The organism is Pantoea sp. Cr_R13, from assembly GCF_029222565.1.
GTDB classification, from domain to species: Bacteria; Pseudomonadota; Gammaproteobacteria; order Enterobacterales; family Enterobacteriaceae; genus Pantoea; species Pantoea eucalypti.
In genome coordinates this window covers 45,251-63,619 of sequence record NZ_JARHXL010000013.1, presented here as the reverse complement: position 1 = coordinate 63,619, position 18,369 = coordinate 45,251, and the positions used below count along the sequence as shown (strand labels likewise).

The following is an 18,369-nucleotide window of genomic DNA, read 5'->3' as shown; positions in this document are numbered from 1 at the left end:
GGCTTCCTCTCTTTCCAGTGACCTCAAGCTCTAAAAAAACGCGCTGGCTCAGGGAGCGCAGGCCTTTCGCAAAGACGCAAAATCGCCATCCATGGCAGGCTCAGCGCGGCACATTACGCACCTCATCCCTGAGGTGCGCCCGTAAACGGGCCAACGCTTTGCGTTGTTCAAAAACGCTCCCGGCGTTTTTGTCCATGTCCCGCGATGCTTTGCTACAGGCCTGCGTTCCCATCGCTTTGAACTTGTTTGCAGTCTGTAAGCTTTTTTGGTGTCTGCTTGTTCCTGCTACACGGAGCTAACCTCTCCGGCTTTTCGCAACCTTAACAATCTCCGCGCTAAAGTCGTTTCACTGCGTGCCGATAACGTATGTGACGACTTACAGGGAGAAAATGATGTCTTCAATTTCCGGAATTTTAAGCAGTGCGGTCAGTAGCGGTGACAGCGGCGGCAGTGTTGCCTCTCAGGTCGCAGCCCTGAATAAACAGATTCAGAATGTCTTAACGCAGGTCAAAGAGCTGGCCGACAACAAAGAGCTGACTGACGAACAGAAAGCTGAAATGCAGCAAATGTACCAGTCGCAGCTCACCATGCTGCAGGCACAGATTGCGCAGCTGGAGCAGAAGCAGGCGGAGCAGGATCAGCCAAAAAGTGACAGCACGCCTGTCAGTGAGAACAAAGCAGACGGCATTAACCGCCCTACCGACACCAATAAAGTGGACGTCTATATCTAAAACGCGGGGCTGGCTTCGCGTTGTTGCGCCAGCAGCGCTGCCTGCTGGCGCACCTCCTGCCAGATCGCTTCGGCAGCAGGCGTCAGCGAGCGGTTTTTACGTTTGATCAGCGTCAGGCTGCGATTAATTTCCGGATAAAGACGACGCACCCTAAGGTCACGATCGGCCGGTAACGGTAAGGCCAGCGCGGGCAGAATACTGATGCCGATCCCCACTTCTACCATCGGAAACAGCGTAGCGGGATGGCCTATCTCCTGCACCACTTGCGCTCTGATGTTCTGCTGCTGCATCGCCGCATCAATCAGTACCCGACTGCCGGACGCGTAATCCTGCAACACCATGGTGCGACCATCCAGCATCGGCCATTCAGCCCTTTCCACCTGCGCCAGCGGATCATCATCGCGGCACAACAGCAGGAAAGGCTCATCCAGAATCGCGATGCTATCAAAATCACTATCGCTGAGCGGCCCAATCACGATCCCGAAGTCGACCTCGGCGTTACGCACACTTTGCAGCACCCACTGCTGGGCGCGATCGTGCAGTATCACTTTGATATCGGGAAAGTGCTGCTGACTGGCAGCCAGACATTGCGGCATCAGATGCGCAGAGATGGTCTGGCTGGCTGCCACTCTGACGGTGCCGCTGCGCTGCTCCCCAAAACTGCGGATATCCAGCAGCGTCGTATGAATCTCCTCCAGCAGGCGCTCCATCCGTGACGCCAGCTGTTTACCTGCCTCGGTCAGCATTACCTCACGCGTGGTGCGATCCAGCAGCCGGACGCCGGTTTCCGCTTCCAGCTCTTTGATACTGTGGCTGACCGCCGACTGACTCAGACCTATCGCCTGCCCCGCCTGACTGAAACCACCGTAGTGTGCCACTGCAATAAAAGTCCGAAGCTGACGCAGCGTGTAATTCATCGATTATGCTCATAGATTAATTCAATAAATCAATTTTATTTCTAAAACCAATTCACGCACAATCGCGCTATTGAAAAATTTACCGGATTTTAACAATGGGCTTTTTAAAACTCGATCCGATGATGGTCAAACTCATCATCACCGTACTGCTGGCGTCGTTTCTGCCAGCGAAAGGGATCTACGTCGATGTCTTCAGCTACCTCGCGACGGCAGCGATAGCACTGTTATTCTTTATGCACGGTGCCAAACTTTCGCGTGAAAAAATCATCGCAGGCAGCAGCCACTGGCAACTGCATCTGTGGATTATGTTCAGCACCTTTGTGTTGTTTCCCGCGCTGGGTCTGCTGCTGGTCTGGTGGCATCCGGTTGATGTCGGTCCGGAAATTTATACCGGCTTTATCTACCTCTGTATCCTGCCAGCCACCGTTCAGTCCGCCATCGCGTTTACCTCTATGGCAGGCGGTAATGTCGCGGCAGCGGTCTGCAGCGCTTCGGCATCAAGCCTGCTGGGTGTATTTATTTCGCCGTTGCTGGTGAACCTGGTGATGGATATTCACAGCAGCGCGCCCAGCGACGGTCTGGAGCAGATCGGTAAAATTATGCTGCAACTCATGGTGCCTTTCATTCTCGGCCACCTCTCTCGTCGCTGGATCGGTGGCTGGGTTGAGAAACACCGTAGCCTGATTGGCAAAACTGACCAGACCTCGATTTTGCTGGTCGTTTATTCCGCCTTCAGTGAAGCCGTGGTGAATGGCATCTGGCATCGCGTTGGCTTGACTACGCTGTTGTGGATTGTGGCAGGTTCAATCATCCTGCTGACCGCCGTGCTGATTATCAACCTGCTGGCCTCGCGCCTGTTCCGCTTTAAACGTGCCGACGAGATTGTGGTGCTGTTTTGTGGCTCGAAGAAGAGTCTGGCGAACGGGGTGCCCATGGCGAATATTCTGTTCCCGGCCAGCACCGTGGGGATTATCGTGCTGCCGCTGATGATTTTCCATCAGGTTCAGCTGATGGTCTGCTCGTTTATTGCTGGCCGTTATAAGAAGACCAATGAGAAACAGCAACAGCAGACGCTGAAGGTTAAAGATTCGGTGATGGAGTCACAGAAGTAGAACAGGTGCCCGCCTGCGCGGGCACTGCTACTTGCGGGTCTGGAGCGGTTTAACTAATCCCTCCAGACCTTCAATTTTTATTGTCAGAGTCAATTGCATCAAATCCCCTAACAGCCCCGACGGAAAGTCGCCACTGCGGGCAAACCACAGCAGATAAGGCTCAGGCAGATCGATCAGCATCCGCCCTTTATATTTCCCAAACGGCATCGGCGTATCGGCTATCGCCACCAGCTGATGTTCATCCATCTCAGGCCCCCAGCAGGCGAATCATTTCCGCTTCATCAATCACCTCTATACCCAGTTCCTGGGCTTTCGCCAGCTTGGAACCGGCAGCTTCTCCGGCAATCAGCAGATCGGTTTTCTTCGATACGCTGCCGCTGACTTTTGCGCCCAGCGCGACGAGCTGCGCTTTGGCATCATCACGGTTCATCTGCGACAGCGAGCCGGTCAGCACCACCGTTTTCCCCGCGAACGGACTGTCGATCTCTTCGGCTTTCACTACCACCACCTGCGGCCAGTTAACACCAATCTCTTCGGTCAGCTGACGGATAACCTCACGGTTGCTCTCCTCTTCCATGAAGTTGCGAACGTGTGTGGCAACAACTTTGCCCACATCCGGTACTGCAATGAGCGCCTCAAGATCGGCATCCATCACCTTCTGCAGCTCACCAAAATGGTTAGCCAGATTAGCGGCGGTAGCTTCACCCACTTCACGAATGCCCAGCGCATAGAGGAAACGTGCCAGCGTCGTCGACTTCGCTTTCTCCAGCGCATCAACAACGTTTTGCGCCGATTTCGGCCCCATGCGATCCAGTCCGGTCAGCTTGCCCGCCGTGAGACGGAACAGATCGGCTGGTGTATTGACGTACTCTTTCTCCACCAGCTGGTCGATAATCTTATCGCCCATGCCATCCACATCCAGCGCCCGACGTGAGACAAAATGCTTCAGTGCCTCTTTGCGCTGTGCGCCGCAGATCAAGCCGCCAGTGCAGCGCGTGACTGATTCACCTTCAACCCGTTCAACCTCAGAACCGCAGACCGGACAATGGGCAGGAAACACCACCTCACGCGTCTCTTCAGGCCGCTCCGCGATAACCACATTGACGACCTGCGGAATCACATCGCCAGCGCGGCGAATCACAACTCGATCACCGATGCGTAAACCCAGCCGTTCGATTTCGTCTGCATTATGCAGTGTGGCATTGCTGACGATAACGCCTGCGACCTGCACCGGCTCCAGGCGAGCCACTGGCGTGATAGCGCCTGTGCGGCCAACCTGAAATTCGACGTCCCGCACCCAGGTTAGCTGTTCCTGTGCCGGGAACTTAAAAGCAATCGCCCAGCGCGGCGCTCGCGCCACAAAGCCCAGCTGCTCCTGCAGCGCCTGTGAATCGACTTTGATCACGACACCATCGATATCAAACCCCAGGTTTGGACGCTGTTGCTCAATTTCCCGATAGAACGCCAGGGCTTCCTCCGCATTATGCACCCGCTTAATGCGGTCGCTGACCGGCAGGCCCCAGGCTTTAAACTGTTGCAGGCGCTCCATGTGGCTGTGTGGCATCTCACCGCCTTCCAGCAGGCCAAAACCGTAGCAGAAAAAGGTCAGCGGACGTTTGGCGGTAATGCGCGGATCAAGCTGACGCAGGGAACCTGCTGCTGCATTACGCGGGTTAGCAAAAACTTTGCCGTCTGTCCGACGCGCTTCTTCATTCAGCTTTTCGAAGCCGCGCTGCGTCATAAACACCTCGCCGCGCACTTCCAGCCGGGCCGGGATGTTGTCGCCCTTTAACCGCAGCGGGATAGCGCGAATGGTACGGACGTTGGCGGTTATGTTCTCGCCGGTCGTGCCGTCACCGCGCGTCGCGGCCTGAACCAGCAGGCCATTTTCATACATCAGGCTGACCGCAGCGCCATCGAGCTTGAGTTCACAGCAGTAAGTAATGTCCTCACTGTTTTTCAACCGATCCTGTACCCGCTTGTTGAAAGCCATAAATGTGGCTTCATCAAACGCGTTGTCCAGCGACAGCATCGGCACTTCATGGCGAACCTGCTCAAATACCGTCAGCGGCGCAGCACCCACACGCTGGGTTGGCGAATCCGGTGTAATGAGATCGGGATGTTCCTCTTCCAGCTGACGCAGTTCACGCATCAGGCGATCGTATTCAGCATCCGGCACTTCCGGCGCATCCATGACGTGGTAGAGATATTCGTGATGGCGCAGCGTGGTGCGCAGTTCGGTGATGTGATCCTGGACGGATTTCATAAAGCCCCATCAGATAAAAAACCCCCGACAGGCGGGGGTTTGTTTTAACAATTCAGATAGCGTTTAGCGCAGGTGTCAGACGCCAACCACATCGCGGATACGCGCTTTGTAAGTTTCCAGCTTCTGTGGCGTCATCATGCGACGCTCATCGTCCAGCACCACGCCACCAACATCATCAGCGATACGCTGTGCAGACTGCAGCATCAGCTTGAAGTTCTGATTCGCATCGCCATAAGAGGGCACCATCATAAAGATGGAGATACCAGGCGTGCTGAAATCGGTCATCATGTCAGGATTGAACGAACCTGGCTTGACCATGTTAGCCAGACTGAACAGCACCGGACCACTGCCTGCCGGACTAAGATGACGATGGAAAATATTCATTTCACCAAACTGAAAGCCCGCCTGCAGAATACCCTGAAGCAACGCTTCCCCGTTCAGTTCGCCGCCCGAATGTGCAGCAACATGCAGCACCAGTACGGCTTCTTTCGGTTTTTCTGCTGGCGCTTTAGCAACAGGTTGTTCAGGCGCAGGTGGAGCTGACACCTCAGGCTGCGGTTGTGGCTCAGGTTCAGCCTGGTACTGCGGCGCAGGCTGCACAGACTCCAGCGGATCCAGATCCAGCAACGGGTCGGCCTGAACAGGCGGCGCGACGAAAGTCTGCGCTGGCTGCTGACGCACCGGTTCAGGGCGCGGCTGTGGAGCAGGCTTCGGTGCCGCAGTGAACAGCGGATCGCTGTCAGGTTCGGGCTGCGGTGCGGGTCGTGGCGCAGGCTGACGCACAGGCTCAGCGGGCGCTTGCTTACGCGGCGCTTCTGGCTGTGGTTCGCGGATCTCATCGAAACGCGGTTCCTGATGGACGTTGCGCTCAGAACGAACACGAACCTCGCCGACGCCGTCATCTTCGTCGTCAATCAGGTCCTGCTCATCATGGTCATCACGTTGTTTTAGACGTTTGTGCGGGCGATCGCGGAACACTGACGAACGCTCTTTACGGCTGGTCCACAGCCCGTGAAGAAGGAGCGCTATAATGGCGATCGCGCCAACAACGATTAATATCAGACGCAAATCCTGCATCATTGTATTCTCTGTTGTTCCAATACCTTGCCACCGCGGCAAACTTTATCCTCTAACTGTATTTGCCCTGCTACACAAGTGCAAGTCTGTGCAGTATTTTCTGACAAATAAGATAGGCAACCCACGCTTTTTCGCTGTTTTTTTACCCAAACGGCACCTGGCCTGGAGAAAAAGCCAGGTTATAGTGAGCGCGCCTTAACACCTTCAGGAGAAATGGCTTTATGGCCCATGAGAATTCCGTCTCAAATTTTAACGGCATGCACTACTTTAGCCAGGGCTGGAAACTGGTCCGTCTGCCTGGCATTCGCCGCTTTGTGGTGATGCCACTGCTGATCAACATCATTATGCTGGGCGGCGCATTCGTCTGGCTGTTCTATCGCCTCGGCGACTGGATTCCACGCCTGATGGCCCATATTCCCGACTGGCTGCAGTGGCTGAGTTATCTATTGTGGCCACTGTCGGTGATTGCGATTGTACTGGTGTTCAGCTATTTCTTCTCAACGCTGGCAAACCTGATTGCTGCTCCATTCTGCGGCCTGCTGGCCGAACAGCTCGAAGGCCGCCTGACCGGTAAGCCTCTGCCCGACAGCGGCTGGGCGGGAATGATTAAAGATGTGCCGCGCATTATGAAGCGCGAGATGCAAAAACTGAGCTATTACCTGCCCCGCGCGCTGGGACTGTTGCTGCTCTACTTTATTCCAGGATTTGGTCAGACGGTGGCGCCCGTGCTGTGGTTCCTGTTCAGTGCCTGGATGTTATCCATTCAGTATTGCGACTACCCGTTTGACAACCACAAAGTGCCTTTTCAACAGATGCGAAACGCCCTGCGCCGGCACAAAATGGCCAACATGCAGTTTGGCGCACTAACCAGCCTGTTCACCATGATTCCGATTCTTAATCTGGTGATTATGCCGGTTGCTGTTTGTGGTGCCACCGCCATGTGGGTTGACCGTTACCGGCCGCAACTGGCCCGCAGTGAGGTGCGCTAGTCACACCCGCACCCCTTATGCTCTTTTTAGCAGGGCTTATTGCCGGGCGAAATATAGATATACGATTTCTTTCCTTCCGCCCCCAGGCAGAACAGGTATGCTCATAGCGTTCCCAATAATTCATACAGTTAAGGACAGGCTATGAGTAAGATCTATGAAGACAACTCTTTGACAATTGGTCATACGCCATTGGTTCGACTGAACCGCATCGGTAACGGCCGCATCCTTGCGAAAGTTGAATCCCGTAACCCGAGCTTCAGCGTAAAATGCCGTATCGGTGCCAATATGATTTGGGACGCAGAAAAACGCGGTATTCTGAAGCCCGGTGTTGAACTGGTCGAACCGACCAGCGGTAACACCGGTATTGCGCTGGCCTATGTTGCCGCAGCGCGCGGCTACAAATTAACCCTGACGATGCCAGAAACCATGTCAGTGGAACGTCGTAAATTGCTGAAAGCGCTGGGTGCTAAGCTGGTGCTGACCGAAGGCGCTAAAGGCATGAAAGGCGCCATCAGCAAAGCGGAAGAGATTGTCGCCAGCGATCCAGACAGATATGTCCTGCTGCAGCAGTTCAGCAACCCGGCTAACCCGGAAATCCATGAGAAGACCACCGGTCCGGAAATCTGGGAAGACACGGATGGCGAAGTGGATGTCTTTATCGCAGGTGTCGGCACCGGCGGTACGCTGACCGGGGTGAGCCGCTATATCAAAAACACCAAAGGCAAGAAAGACCTGATAACCGTCGCCGTTGAGCCAACGGATTCACCGGTAATTGCTCAGGCGCTGGCGGGTGAAGAGATCAAGCCTGGTCCACACAAAATTCAGGGTATCGGCGCAGGCTTTATTCCGGGCAACCTTGAGCTGAATCTGGTGGACCGCGTAGTGGCGATCACCAATGATGAAGCGATCAGCACAGCGCGTAAGCTTATGGAAGAGGAAGGTATTCTGGCCGGGATTTCATCCGGTGCTGCCGTCGCCGCTGCGCTGAAGCTGCAGGAAGACGAAACCTTCGCGAATAAAAATATTGTGGTCATTCTCCCCTCCTCCGGCGAACGCTATCTGAGTACGGCTTTGTTTGCCGATCTCTTCACGGAAAAAGAGCTGCAGTAGCAGCGGCAGATAGTCTGAAAATGGAGAAAAAAGCACCCGCCTGGGTGCTTTTTTGTGGTGCAGATCTCACTTTCATAACCCGGCAGATTGATTTCAGTGACGCCGATCTGGTATTCAGACTGCCAATTATTTCGATGCCTGAAATTAATCCGCCTTTGAAGTGGATCAAGCTGAATCGATTTACGGATTCAGTGAAACGGCGAATCACGGCATAATTAACCGGTGACGTGTAGAATCGGTTTTGAGAAGCAACGGAATGTAGATTTGACGCCTGCGCGTCTTTGGTCAGCATGATGCTATACCCGCGCACCTACACAGGCTAAAGTGAAGGCTCCAGGCTAGACTTTAGATCCATAACACTCATCCTGATAACGTTGGGGAAATAGAATGTTCCAGCAAGAAGTTACCATTACTGCACCAAACGGTCTGCATACTCGCCCAGCTGCGCAATTCGTAAAAGAAGCCAAAGCTTTCCAGTCAGAAATTACCGTGACCTCTAACGGTAAATCAGCAAGCGCGAAAAGCCTGTTCAAGCTGCAGACATTGGGTTTAACCCAGGGAACGGTTGTGACGCTTTCTGCAGAAGGCGAAGATGAGCAGAAAGCAGTTGAGCATCTGGTCAAACTGATGGCTGAACTGGAGTAATCTCCGCTCAGCTCTCCAGCCAATCGACTCCTCTGCGCCATTGAGTGCAAACATCTTGATCGCGGACAACCTGTCCGCGTTATTGCTTTCGTAGAGTACGTGTCCCGCGACAATGGCACCGCATAGAGTCCCATCAGCCATCGTGATTAAAAGGTAGCGTTATGATTTCAGGCATTTTAGCATCACCAGGTATCGCTTTCGGCAAAGCACTGCTGCTGAAAGAAGACGAGATCGTCATCAACCGCAAGAAAATTTCTGATGATCAGGTTGAGCAGGAAGTACAACGCTTCCTTGATGGCCGTAGCAAAGCGGCATTACAACTGGAAGCGATTCGCGTCAAAGCGGGTGAAACCCTCGGTGAAGAGAAAGCAGCCATCTTCGAAGGCCACATCATGTTGCTGGAAGATGAAGAGCTGGAGCAGGAAATCATCGATCTGATTAAAAAAGATCACGCTTCTGCCGATGCTGCTGCCTACTCTGTTATTGATGGCCAGGCGAAAGCTCTGGAAGAGTTAGATGACGAATACCTGAAAGAGCGTGCGGCTGACGTGCGTGACATCGGTAAACGTCTGCTGCAAAACATCCTCGGTCTGCACATTGTTGACCTGAGCGCTATTCCGGACGAATCCATTCTGGTGGCAAAAGATTTAACGCCGTCAGAAACCGCACAGCTGAACCTGAAAAAAGTGCTGGGCTTTATCACCGATCTGGGTGGCCGTACCTCACATACTTCAATCATGGCGCGTTCGCTGGAGATCCCAGCCATTGTCGGCACCGGCAATGTGACCGTCACGGTTAAAAACGGCGATTTCCTGATCCTGGATGGCGTTAACAACGCAATTCACGTCAATCCTTCTGAAGCGATTCAGGAAGAGCTGAAAGCCGTACAGAATCAGTATCTGTCGGAAAAACACGAATTAGCCAAGCTGAAAGATCTGCCAGCCGTTACGCTGGATGGTCACCAGGTTGAAGTCTGCGCCAACATCGGTACCGTGCGCGATATCGCCGGTGCTGAACGCAATGGCGCTGAAGGCGTTGGTCTCTATCGTACCGAATTCCTGTTCATGGACCGTGACTCTCTGCCAAGCGAAGAAGAGCAGTTCCAGGCGTATAAAGCCGTTGCTGAAGCGATGGGTTCACAGGCCGTTATCGTCCGTACCATGGACATCGGCGGTGACAAAGATCTGCCTTACATGAACCTGCCGAAAGAAGAGAACCCGTTCCTTGGCTGGCGTGCTATCCGCATCGCTATGGATCGCAAAGAGATTCTGCATGCGCAGCTGCGTGCTATCCTGCGCGCCTCCTCCTTCGGTAAACTGCGCATCATGTTCCCGATGATCATTTCGGTTGAAGAAGTTCGCAGCCTGAAAGCGGAACTGGAACTGCTGAAAGCGCAGTTGCGCGAAGAAGGTAAAGCCTTTGATGAAAGCATCGAAGTCGGCATCATGGTGGAAACCCCGGCTTCAGCCGTGATTGCGCATCATCTGGCGAAAGAAGTCGACTTCTTCAGTATTGGGACAAACGATCTGACGCAGTATACTCTGGCGGTCGATCGTGGTAATGATTTGATCTCGCACCTGTACAACCCAATGACGCCGTCTGTGCTTAACTTAATCAAGCAAGTCATTGATGCATCTCACGCTGAAGGTAAATGGACCGGCATGTGTGGTGAGCTGGCAGGTGATGAACGTGCTACACTACTGTTACTGGGAATGGGGCTGGACGAGTTCAGCATGAGTGCCATTTCTATCCCTGGCATCAAGAAAATCATTCGTAATACTAATTTTGAAGATGCGAAGGCATTGGCAGAGCAGGCACTGGCTCAACCGACAGCGGAAGACCTGATGAACCTGGTAAACAAGTTTATTAAGGAAAAAACGCTCTGCTAATCTGCATGATGCTGGCCCCAAATTACTGCTTAGGAGAAGATCATGGGTTTGTTTTCTAAACTTTTTGGCGAAAAAACGGATAGCGCTGGGACAATTGACATCGTAGCGCCTCTGTCAGGCGAAATCGTGAATATTGAAGACGTACCAGATGTGGTGTTTGCAGAGAAAATCGTGGGCGACGGTATTGCTATCAAACCCAGCGGCAACAAAATGGTTGCGCCTGTTGATGGCACTATCGGTAAGATTTTTGAAACCAATCACGCTTTTTCGATCGAATCAGACAACGGCATTGAGCTGTTTGTCCACTTCGGTATCGATACGGTAGAACTGAAAGGTGAAGGCTTCAAACGCATCGCTGAAGAAGGCCAGAAGGTCAAAAAAGGCGATGTGGTTATCGAGTTCGATCTGCCGTTGCTGGAAGAGAAAGCGAAATCAACCCTGACACCGGTTGTCATCTCCAACATGGATGAAATCAAGGAATTGATTAAGCTGTCTGGCCAGGTCACCGTCGGCGAAACGCCGGTGATTCGCATCAGAAAGTAAGCATACGTTGATATCATAACGGCACCTGCGGGTGCCGTTATCGTTTCTGCAATACACCTGTTCAGGGCTGCCAGTGTGGCAGACGCAGCGTCAGTTCAAGTCCACCTTCTGGCCGGTTCCTGGCATCAACCTCACCATGATGCGCCAGTACGACCTTGCGCACGATAGCCAGACCCAGACCATACCCTTTACCCATCAGCGGCGAATTTACCCGCACAAACGGGTCAAAGATGCTGGAGAGTTTATCCTCGTCGACACCCGGCCCCTGATCGCACACCTGAATCGCCAGCCACTGCGCTTCTGCGCGCAAATGCACCTCAATCCGCTGTCCTGGCAGAGAGAAACGCAGCGCGTTACGTAACACGTTCTCTACGCCGCGCCGTATCAGCTCGGCATTGCCACGCACAGTGTAATCAGCCTCGGCATCGACATGCAGCTCAACCTGCACACCGGGAATCTGCGCTTCATAACGGACATCAGTAAGGACTGCCTCCAGTAAACCGGTCAGGTCAAAATATTGCTCATCCGGAATGCTTTCATGCTCGGCCCGCGACAGCGTCAGCAGTTCGCCAATCATCTTGTCCAGCCGACGTGCCTCTTCATCAATGCGATCAAGCGAACTGTTTACGCTCTCTGGCGTCTGTCTGGCCAGTCCGGTAGCCAGCTGAAGCCGTGCCAGCGGTGAACGAAGCTCATGCGAGATATCGTGCAGTAGCTCTTCACGGGCGCGCACCAGGGTGTCCAGCCGCTCGACCATGGCATCAAAGGCTTCTGCAACGTTTGAGATTTCGTCGTGGCGCTTTCGCATGATCGGGAATAGCCGCACACGTAAATCACCCTCGGCGACGCGGGAAAATCCCTCACACAGCTGACGCATAGGCCGCGTCAGATTCCAGGCCAGCAACAGGCTGAACAGCAATCCCACCGAACCGGCAAAGATGAAAATCGGCTCAGGAATATTCAGAAATTTGCGTGGCATCAGATTATGCATGCTGTCTTTGCGCATGCCATCCAGGTCGTAACGCAGCTGATACTCTTTGCCATCAGCACCCTGAACCCAGCGCACCACCTCTTCAGGAAGACGCCCCACATAATCCAGATTGCCGCTGTTTTGTGATTGTGGCGATTTTGCCTGCTGCGTCACATGGAAAAACTGTCGATCGCTGTTATCCCAGTCCGACAGCATCGCATTCAGCGCCTCAGGCCCGCTGCGCGCCAGCACCGATGCGGCAGAAGTCATCTGCAGATCGACAATGCGCCGGATAGCCACAATTTCAGGCGGTTCGTGACGTTTACCGGAGAGCGTGAAACCCAGCCAGATAAGCTGACTCATGATGACAAAAACAATCCAGAAGCCGATAAAAATCTTCCAGAACATGCGTCCACGGTAACTCTGTTTCATCGAATGCGGTAACCGATGCTGCGAACGGTTTCAATGTTGATGCTGTCAGCAGTTAATGCACTGAGCTTCTGACGGATATTGCTGATATGCACATCCACACTACGGTCATAGGCTTCACGCGGACGACCCAGCCCCTTCTCAGAGAGCTCATCTTTCGACACCACCCGATCCGGGGCTCGCAGCAGTAAATCCAGCAGGTTAAATTCCGATGCCGTCAGATCGAAGGCTCGCCCCTGCCATTCACTCATGCGGGTAGCCGGATTCAGCGTCAGCTCGCCCCAGCGCAGCGGCTCTCTGGCATCAGGTTGCGGAACCTGCTCTTCGAAACGACGCAATACGGCGCGCAGGCGGGCCACCAGTTCCCGGGGATAGCAGGGCTTTGGCATGTAGTCATCCGCCCCCATCTCCAGACCAATCACCCGATCAATGTTATCGCCTTTGGCGGTCAGCATAATCACCGGTATCCGGCTGTTCTGACGCACCTGCCGCAGTACATCAATGCCGCTCATGTCGGGCAGCATAATGTCCAGAATCATGGCGGTGAACTCACCTGATAGCGCGCCCTGAATGCCGGCGCTGCCGGTCAGAACCAGCTGCGCATCGAACCCCTCGGCGATCAGGTACTGGCTTAGCATCGTGCCTAATTCAACGTCATCATCAACAAGCAAAATTTTCATGTTTATCTCTCGACAGAATTGGCGCTATTTTGTCCTGTACCGGGCATTCGTGCAGCCTGATTTACGCGATCCTTACAGATTCAGTCTATCTGGCGCGCGTAATGCTGTTTAAAAAAAAGCCTGTGGGCAGCAAACGCTGCGCACAGGCTGTGTGACCGCATCAGCAAAGGTTATTGATGATAGAGTCCGGTAGAGAGATAACGATCGCCGCGATCGCAGGCGATCGCCACCACCACGCTGCCCGGATTAGCCTGCGCAATACGCAGCGCCCCTGCCACTGCGCCGCCTGAACTGACGCCACAAAAAATACCTTCACGGCGTGCCAGCGCCCGCATCGTTTCTTCCGCTTCTTTTTGCGCCATATCCATCACATCATCCACCAGATCGGGACGGTAGATGCCCGGCAGATAGGCCAATGGCCAGCGGCGAATGCCCGGAATGCTGCTACCTTCACTCGGCTGTAAACCGATCACCTTCACGCCCGTGTTGTTCTCTTTCAGGTAACGCCCCACGCCGGTGATGGTGCCGGTCGTGCCCATGCTGGAGACAAAATGGGTCATGCGCTGGTTCGACTGCTGCCACAACTCTGGCCCGGTCGTCTGATAATGGCCCAGCGGGTTATCAGGATTATTGAACTGATCCAGCACCCGCCCTTCACCGCGCGCTGCCATTGCCTGCGCCAGATCGCGTGCGCCTTCCATGCCCTGCTCTCGCGGCACCAGAATCAGCTCCGCGCCGTAGGCACGCATTGCATCCTGCCGCTCCTGACTCATGTTGTCTGGCATCAGCAGGCGAAGACGGTAGCCTTTCATCGCTGCGATCATCGCCAGTGCAATGCCGGTATTGCCGCTGGTGGCTTCAATCAGCTGATCGCCGGGTGAAATGTCACCGCGCAGCTCTGCCTGATTGATCATCGACCAGGCTGCGCGATCTTTTACCGAGCCCGCCGGATTGTTACCTTCCAGTTTGAGCCAGACCTCACTGCCGTTGGCAGGCGTCAGGCGCTGCAACTTAATCAGCGGGGTATTGCCGATGGTATTTTCAAGAGTCGTCACGGTCTGCTTCCTGGCCTTTACAAACAAGAGGCGAAAAAAAGGCGGGAGTCACACTCCCGCCCGTTGTTGATGAGAAAATATCAGGCGCTTTGTGCAAAGGCAACCGGGCGCAACGGTGTGTCACCTTTATAGAGGCGCGCCTGCTGCAGGCCTACGAAGAGACGCTCGCCACGAATTGGGGCCGTCTGATCACCTTCAAACACCAGCGAGAACGGCTCGCTCTGCCAGCCAGCAGGCTGCACCACCAGCTGCCAGAAGTGGCCACGCGGGCTCACTTCCAGCACCTGCACCGGTAACGGGGTTTCCAGACTGCTGCGGCGTGACACGTCGATTTCCCACGGACGCAGGAACAGCTCCACGGCGCCCTGATGTGCCGAGGTATAGCCCAGCGGCCAGTGATGCGCGCCCACGTGGAACTGCGATCCCTGAATTTCGCCATCAAAGCGATTCACTTCACCCAGGAACTCCAGCACAAAGCGGGTTGCCGGATCGCGCCACACATCATCTGGCGTGCCGACCTGTTCGATGTTGCCCTGGCTCATCACCACCACGCGATCGGCGACTTCCATCGCCTCTTCCTGGTCATGGGTCACAAACACACTGGTGAATTTAATCTCTTCATGCAGCTGACGCAGCCAGCGGCGCAGCTCTTTACGTACCTGAGCATCCAGCGCGCCAAAGGGTTCATCCAGCAGCAGAATCTGTGGTTCAACCGCTAATGCACGCGCCAGTGCCACACGCTGTTTCTGGCCGCCCGACAGCTGTGCCGGGAAGCGATTCGCCAGATGGGCCAGTTGCACCATCTCCAGCAAACGCGTAACACGCTGTTTGATTTCTGCCGTTGAAGGACGTTCACGACGCGGCAGGACAGTCAGGCCAAAGGCGATGTTGTCGAACACTGTCATATGACGGAACAGCGCATAGTGCTGAAACACAAAACCGACCTGACGGTCGCGTGCATGCAGGCGGCTGACATCGTTGCCATGAAAACGGATCTGACCGCTGTTCTGATGCTCCAGCCCGGCGATAATACGCAGCAGCGTGGTTTTACCCGAGCCTGATGGGCCAAGCAGCGCCACCATTTCACCCGAGGCAATATCCAGAGAGATATCGTTCAGCACCGAGGTGCGACCAAAGGACTTGTTGATCTTGTTAATCTCAATGCTCATGATTTCCCTCCTGTTGCAGGCGTTTATGCTGTTGCTCTAAACGCCACTGCACAATGCTTTTCAGAAACAGCGTCACAATTGCCATCAGGGTTAACAGTGCGGCTGCGGTGAACGCGCCAACGGTGTTGTAGTCCTGATGCAATAATTCAACCTGAAGCGGTAACGTATAGGTCTCACCGCGAATCGATCCCGAGACCACCGAGACCGCACCAAATTCACCAATCGCACGGGCGTTGGTCAGCACGATACCGTACAGCAGCGCCCAGCGTATGTTCGGCAGCGTTACACGACGGAACATCTGCCAGCCAGAGGCGCCTAACAACACCGCCGCTTCATCTTCATGACTGCCCTGACTCAGCATTACCGGGACCAGTTCGCGGACCACAAACGGACAGGTCACAAACACCGTCGCCAGCACCATACCCGGCCAGGCAAACATAATCTGGATGTTATGCGCATCCAGCCAGCCGCCTGCCGGACCATTCACGCCCCAGAACAGCAGGTACATCAGACCGGCCACGACTGGCGATACGGCAAAAGGAATATCGAACAGGGTCAGCAGCAGCTGACGCCCCGGAAAGGTAAAGCGCGTGACCAGCCAGGCAAGCAGCGTGCCGAATACCAGGTTAACCGGAACGGTAATCAGTGCCACCATGACAGTCAGCCAGATAGCGTGCAGCATGTCCGGGTCGGCCAGATTGCTGAGCGCCACGATCAGGCCCTGATTGAGCGCCTCCCAGAAGATGGAGGCCATCGGCACCACCAGCAGCAGAATAGAAATCAGTACGCCAGTACCAATCAGCAGCCACTTACCCCAGTTCACCGGCTGACGCGCCGCGTGATTAAGTTGTGAAACCTCAGCCATTAGTGACCTCCCAGACGACGGCCAAAGCGGCTCTGTAATGTGTTAATGGCGAATAACAGAATCAGCGAGGCCGTCAGGATCACCGAGGCGATGGCGCTGGCCGCCGGATAGTCGAACTCCTGCAGCCGGACAAAAATCATCAGGGAGGTCACCTCGGTTTTCCAGGCGATGTTACCGGCAATGAAAATCACCGCACCAAACTCACCCAGGCTGCGCGTAAAGGAGAGTGCCGTACCGGCCAGCAGCGCAGGGGCTACCTCTGGCAGCACCACGCGGCGGAAGCTCTGCCACGGTGTGGCACCCAGGGTTTCGGCGGCCTCTTCATACTCCGGGCCTAACTCTTCCAGCACCGGCTGTACGGTTCGTACCACAAACGGAATGCTGGTAAAGGCCATGGCAATGGCGATACCAATCCATGTGTAGGAAATTTTGATGTCGAAATGGGCGAACCACTGTCCGTACCAGCCGTTGACCGAAAAGAGTCCGGCCAGGGTGAGACCCGCTACGGCGGTAGGCAGTGCAAAGGGCAGATCCATCAGACCGTCCAGCAGTGCACGGCCCGGGAAGCGATAACGGGTCAGAATCCACGCCATCAGCATGCCGAACACGGCATTAAACAGTGACGCAACACCGGCAGAGAGCAGCGTCACTTTATAGGCGGCAATCAGCTGCGGGTTAGTCACCACATCCCAGTACTGCTGCAGCGTCATCTGCGACAGCTGCATGATCACCGCGCTGATCGGCAGCAGCAGAATCAGGCAGGTAAAGAGCAGGCTGGTGCCAAGGCTGAGACCAAAGCCGGGCAATACGCGTTTATGGCTGGCTGCAAACATTATCCGCGCCCCGCCGCTAACAATTTATCGAGCTCACCGCCGCTGACAAAGTGCGTCTTCATCACTTTGTCCCAGCCACCAAAGGCATCTTCCACCCGGAACAGGCTGGTCTGCGGGAAGCGATCTTTCTGCGCTGCCATCAGCTGTGGATTATTCACGCGATAGTAGTAGTGCGTAATAATATTCTGCGCTTCTGGGGTGTAGAGATAGTTCAGATATGCGCTGGCCGCATCTGCGGTTTTGTTAGTGGCGACGTTCTTATCCACCCACGCCACCGGAAACTCCGCCAGAATATTGGTTTTCGGCACCACGACTTCATATTCATCTTTGCCGTACTGGTTACGGATGTTATTCACTTCCGACTCAAAGCTAATCAGGACGTCGCCCAGACCGCGCTCAGCAAAAGTCGTCGTCGCGCCACGACCACCGGTATCAAACACTTCCACGTTTTTCAGGAACTGCGTCATAAAGGCCTGCGTTTTGGCCTGATCGCCGCCATCAGCTTTGTCCGCTGCGCCCCAGGCGGCCAGATAGGTGTAGCGGCCATTACCGGACGTTTTCGGATTCGGGAAAATCAGCTTTACATCGCTGCGGGTCAGATCTGACCAGTCATGAATCTGCTTTGGATTTCCTTTGCGCACCAGAAACGCCATGGTGGAGTAGAAAGGTGAGCTGTTGTTCGGCAGACGGCTTTTCCAGTCTGCAGCAATCAGGTTGCCTTTATCGTGCAGCACCTGCACATCCGTCACCTGATTGTAGGTCACCACATCCGCGCGCAGTCCCTGCAGGATAGCCAGCGCCTGTTTTGATGAACCGGCATGTGACATCTTGATAGTGAGCGGATCGCCTGGATGTGTGGCATCCCACTGTTTAACAAACGGAGCATTCAGGGCAACAAACAGCTCCCGCGACACATCGTAAGAGCTATTAAGAAGTTCAGTGGCGTTGGCTGCGCCAGCAAGGCTCAGCGACAACGCGATACCGCTCACGATTTTTTTCATCGCTTGTAATGTCATTTGGCACCCTGAAAAAGTTTGATGCGGATCTCACCCGCTGAGGCATCAGTTTATTTATAACTCAGTGAAAACC

General features: G+C 54.5%; 19 protein-coding genes. 7 read left to right on the top strand and 12 right to left on the bottom strand.

Annotation, left to right across the window (positions count from 1 at the left end; genetic code table 11):
- The first annotated feature begins 392 nt into the window (after positions 1 to 392).
- On the top strand, positions 393 to 731 hold the full coding sequence (locus P2R09_RS08100; protein ID WP_275770647.1) for a FlxA-like family protein: 339 nt from the start codon (positions 393 to 395) through the stop codon (positions 729 to 731).
- Here P2R09_RS08100 and P2R09_RS08095 read toward each other — a convergent pair.
- Positions 728 to 1,648, bottom strand: coding sequence for a LysR family transcriptional regulator (locus tag P2R09_RS08095; RefSeq protein WP_275768656.1), 921 nt, complete (start codon positions 1,646 to 1,648; stop codon positions 728 to 730). The two genes, P2R09_RS08100 and P2R09_RS08095, sit on opposite strands and share 4 nt — an antisense overlap.
- Before the next feature lie 95 nt (positions 1,649 to 1,743).
- Between P2R09_RS08095 and P2R09_RS08090 the strand changes: the two genes are divergently transcribed.
- The gene (locus P2R09_RS08090; RefSeq protein WP_003848880.1) at positions 1,744 to 2,760 is read left to right on the top strand and encodes a bile acid:sodium symporter family protein; all 1,017 of its coding nucleotides are present in this window, start codon (positions 1,744 to 1,746) and stop codon (positions 2,758 to 2,760) included.
- Between the two features lie 27 nt (positions 2,761 to 2,787).
- On the opposite strand, the gene P2R09_RS08085 is transcribed toward P2R09_RS08090, so the two are convergent.
- The 3 genes from P2R09_RS08085 to zipA all read right to left on the bottom strand — a co-directional run bounded on the left by P2R09_RS08085 (position 2,788) and on the right by zipA (position 6,106).
- On the bottom strand, positions 2,788 to 3,006 hold the full coding sequence (locus P2R09_RS08085) for a DUF3820 family protein (protein WP_275768654.1): 219 nt from the start codon (positions 3,004 to 3,006) through the stop codon (positions 2,788 to 2,790).
- 1 nt (position 3,007) lies between these two features.
- Positions 3,008 to 5,026, bottom strand: a complete 2,019-nt coding sequence (gene ligA, locus P2R09_RS08080) for an NAD-dependent DNA ligase LigA (protein ID WP_275768652.1) — start codon at positions 5,024 to 5,026, stop codon at positions 3,008 to 3,010.
- A 75-nt stretch (positions 5,027 to 5,101) separates the two neighbouring features.
- Complete coding sequence (gene zipA, locus P2R09_RS08075) at positions 5,102 to 6,106, bottom strand: cell division protein ZipA (protein WP_275768650.1); 1,005 nt, start codon at positions 6,104 to 6,106, stop codon at positions 5,102 to 5,104.
- Between the two features lie 218 nt (positions 6,107 to 6,324).
- Between zipA and cysZ the strand changes: the two genes are divergently transcribed.
- Positions 6,325 to 7,092, top strand: a complete 768-nt coding sequence (gene cysZ / locus P2R09_RS08070; protein WP_275768648.1) for a sulfate transporter CysZ — start codon at positions 6,325 to 6,327, stop codon at positions 7,090 to 7,092.
- A gap of 141 nt (positions 7,093 to 7,233) precedes the next feature.
- Positions 7,234 to 8,202 carry a cysteine synthase A gene (gene cysK / locus P2R09_RS08065; RefSeq protein WP_003848872.1) on the top strand — a complete coding sequence of 323 codons (969 nt, stop codon included), beginning with the start codon at positions 7,234 to 7,236 and terminating at the stop codon, positions 8,200 to 8,202.
- Here the strand turns inward: cysK and P2R09_RS08060 are convergent.
- The gene (locus tag P2R09_RS08060; protein WP_275768646.1) at positions 8,180 to 8,494 is read right to left on the bottom strand and encodes a hypothetical protein; all 315 of its coding nucleotides are present in this window, start codon (positions 8,492 to 8,494) and stop codon (positions 8,180 to 8,182) included. The two genes, cysK and P2R09_RS08060, sit on opposite strands and share 23 nt — an antisense overlap.
- 95 nt (positions 8,495 to 8,589) lie before the next feature.
- Between P2R09_RS08060 and ptsH the strand changes: the two genes are divergently transcribed.
- The 3 genes from ptsH (at position 8,590) to crr (ending at position 11,279) form a co-directional block, all read left to right on the top strand.
- Positions 8,590 to 8,847, top strand: coding sequence for a phosphocarrier protein Hpr (gene ptsH, locus P2R09_RS08055; protein WP_003848868.1), 258 nt, complete (start codon positions 8,590 to 8,592; stop codon positions 8,845 to 8,847).
- A 161-nt stretch (positions 8,848 to 9,008) separates the two neighbouring features.
- The gene (gene ptsI, locus P2R09_RS08050; RefSeq protein WP_003848857.1) at positions 9,009 to 10,736 is read left to right on the top strand and encodes a phosphoenolpyruvate-protein phosphotransferase PtsI; all 1,728 of its coding nucleotides are present in this window, start codon (positions 9,009 to 9,011) and stop codon (positions 10,734 to 10,736) included.
- Positions 10,737 to 10,778: 42 nt separating this feature from the next.
- The gene (crr, locus tag P2R09_RS08045; RefSeq protein WP_008926530.1) at positions 10,779 to 11,279 is read left to right on the top strand and encodes a PTS glucose transporter subunit IIA; all 501 of its coding nucleotides are present in this window, start codon (positions 10,779 to 10,781) and stop codon (positions 11,277 to 11,279) included.
- A gap of 61 nt (positions 11,280 to 11,340) precedes the next feature.
- Here the strand turns inward: crr and P2R09_RS08040 are convergent, their stop codons facing one another.
- From P2R09_RS08040 to P2R09_RS08010, 7 genes are all read right to left on the bottom strand, one after another.
- On the bottom strand, positions 11,341 to 12,681 hold the full coding sequence (locus P2R09_RS08040; protein ID WP_275768643.1) for an ATP-binding protein: 1,341 nt from the start codon (positions 12,679 to 12,681) through the stop codon (positions 11,341 to 11,343).
- Entirely contained in the window at positions 12,678 to 13,358 is a 681-nt protein-coding gene (locus P2R09_RS08035; protein WP_003848852.1) for a response regulator transcription factor, read from the bottom strand. Before P2R09_RS08035 ends, P2R09_RS08040 begins: the two co-directional genes overlap by 4 nt.
- Positions 13,359 to 13,528: 170 nt before the next feature.
- A complete protein-coding gene (cysM, locus tag P2R09_RS08030; protein WP_003848848.1) occupies positions 13,529 to 14,413 on the bottom strand; it encodes a cysteine synthase CysM in 885 nt (294 codons plus the stop codon).
- Positions 14,414 to 14,493: 80 nt separating this feature from the next.
- Positions 14,494 to 15,582, bottom strand: a complete 1,089-nt coding sequence (gene cysA, locus P2R09_RS08025) for a sulfate/thiosulfate ABC transporter ATP-binding protein CysA (RefSeq protein WP_003848847.1) — start codon at positions 15,580 to 15,582, stop codon at positions 14,494 to 14,496.
- Entirely contained in the window at positions 15,572 to 16,447 is an 876-nt protein-coding gene (gene cysW, locus P2R09_RS08020) for a sulfate/thiosulfate ABC transporter permease CysW (protein ID WP_003848844.1), read from the bottom strand. The genes cysA and cysW overlap by 11 nt, the downstream gene beginning before the upstream one ends.
- Positions 16,447 to 17,280, bottom strand: coding sequence for a sulfate/thiosulfate ABC transporter permease CysT (gene cysT, locus P2R09_RS08015; RefSeq protein WP_003848842.1), 834 nt, complete (start codon positions 17,278 to 17,280; stop codon positions 16,447 to 16,449). Before cysT ends, cysW begins: the two co-directional genes overlap by 1 nt.
- Complete coding sequence (locus tag P2R09_RS08010) at positions 17,280 to 18,296, bottom strand: sulfate ABC transporter substrate-binding protein (RefSeq protein WP_039659584.1); 1,017 nt, start codon at positions 18,294 to 18,296, stop codon at positions 17,280 to 17,282. The genes cysT and P2R09_RS08010 overlap by 1 nt, the downstream gene beginning before the upstream one ends.
- Between the last annotated feature and the right edge of the window lie 73 nt (positions 18,297 to 18,369).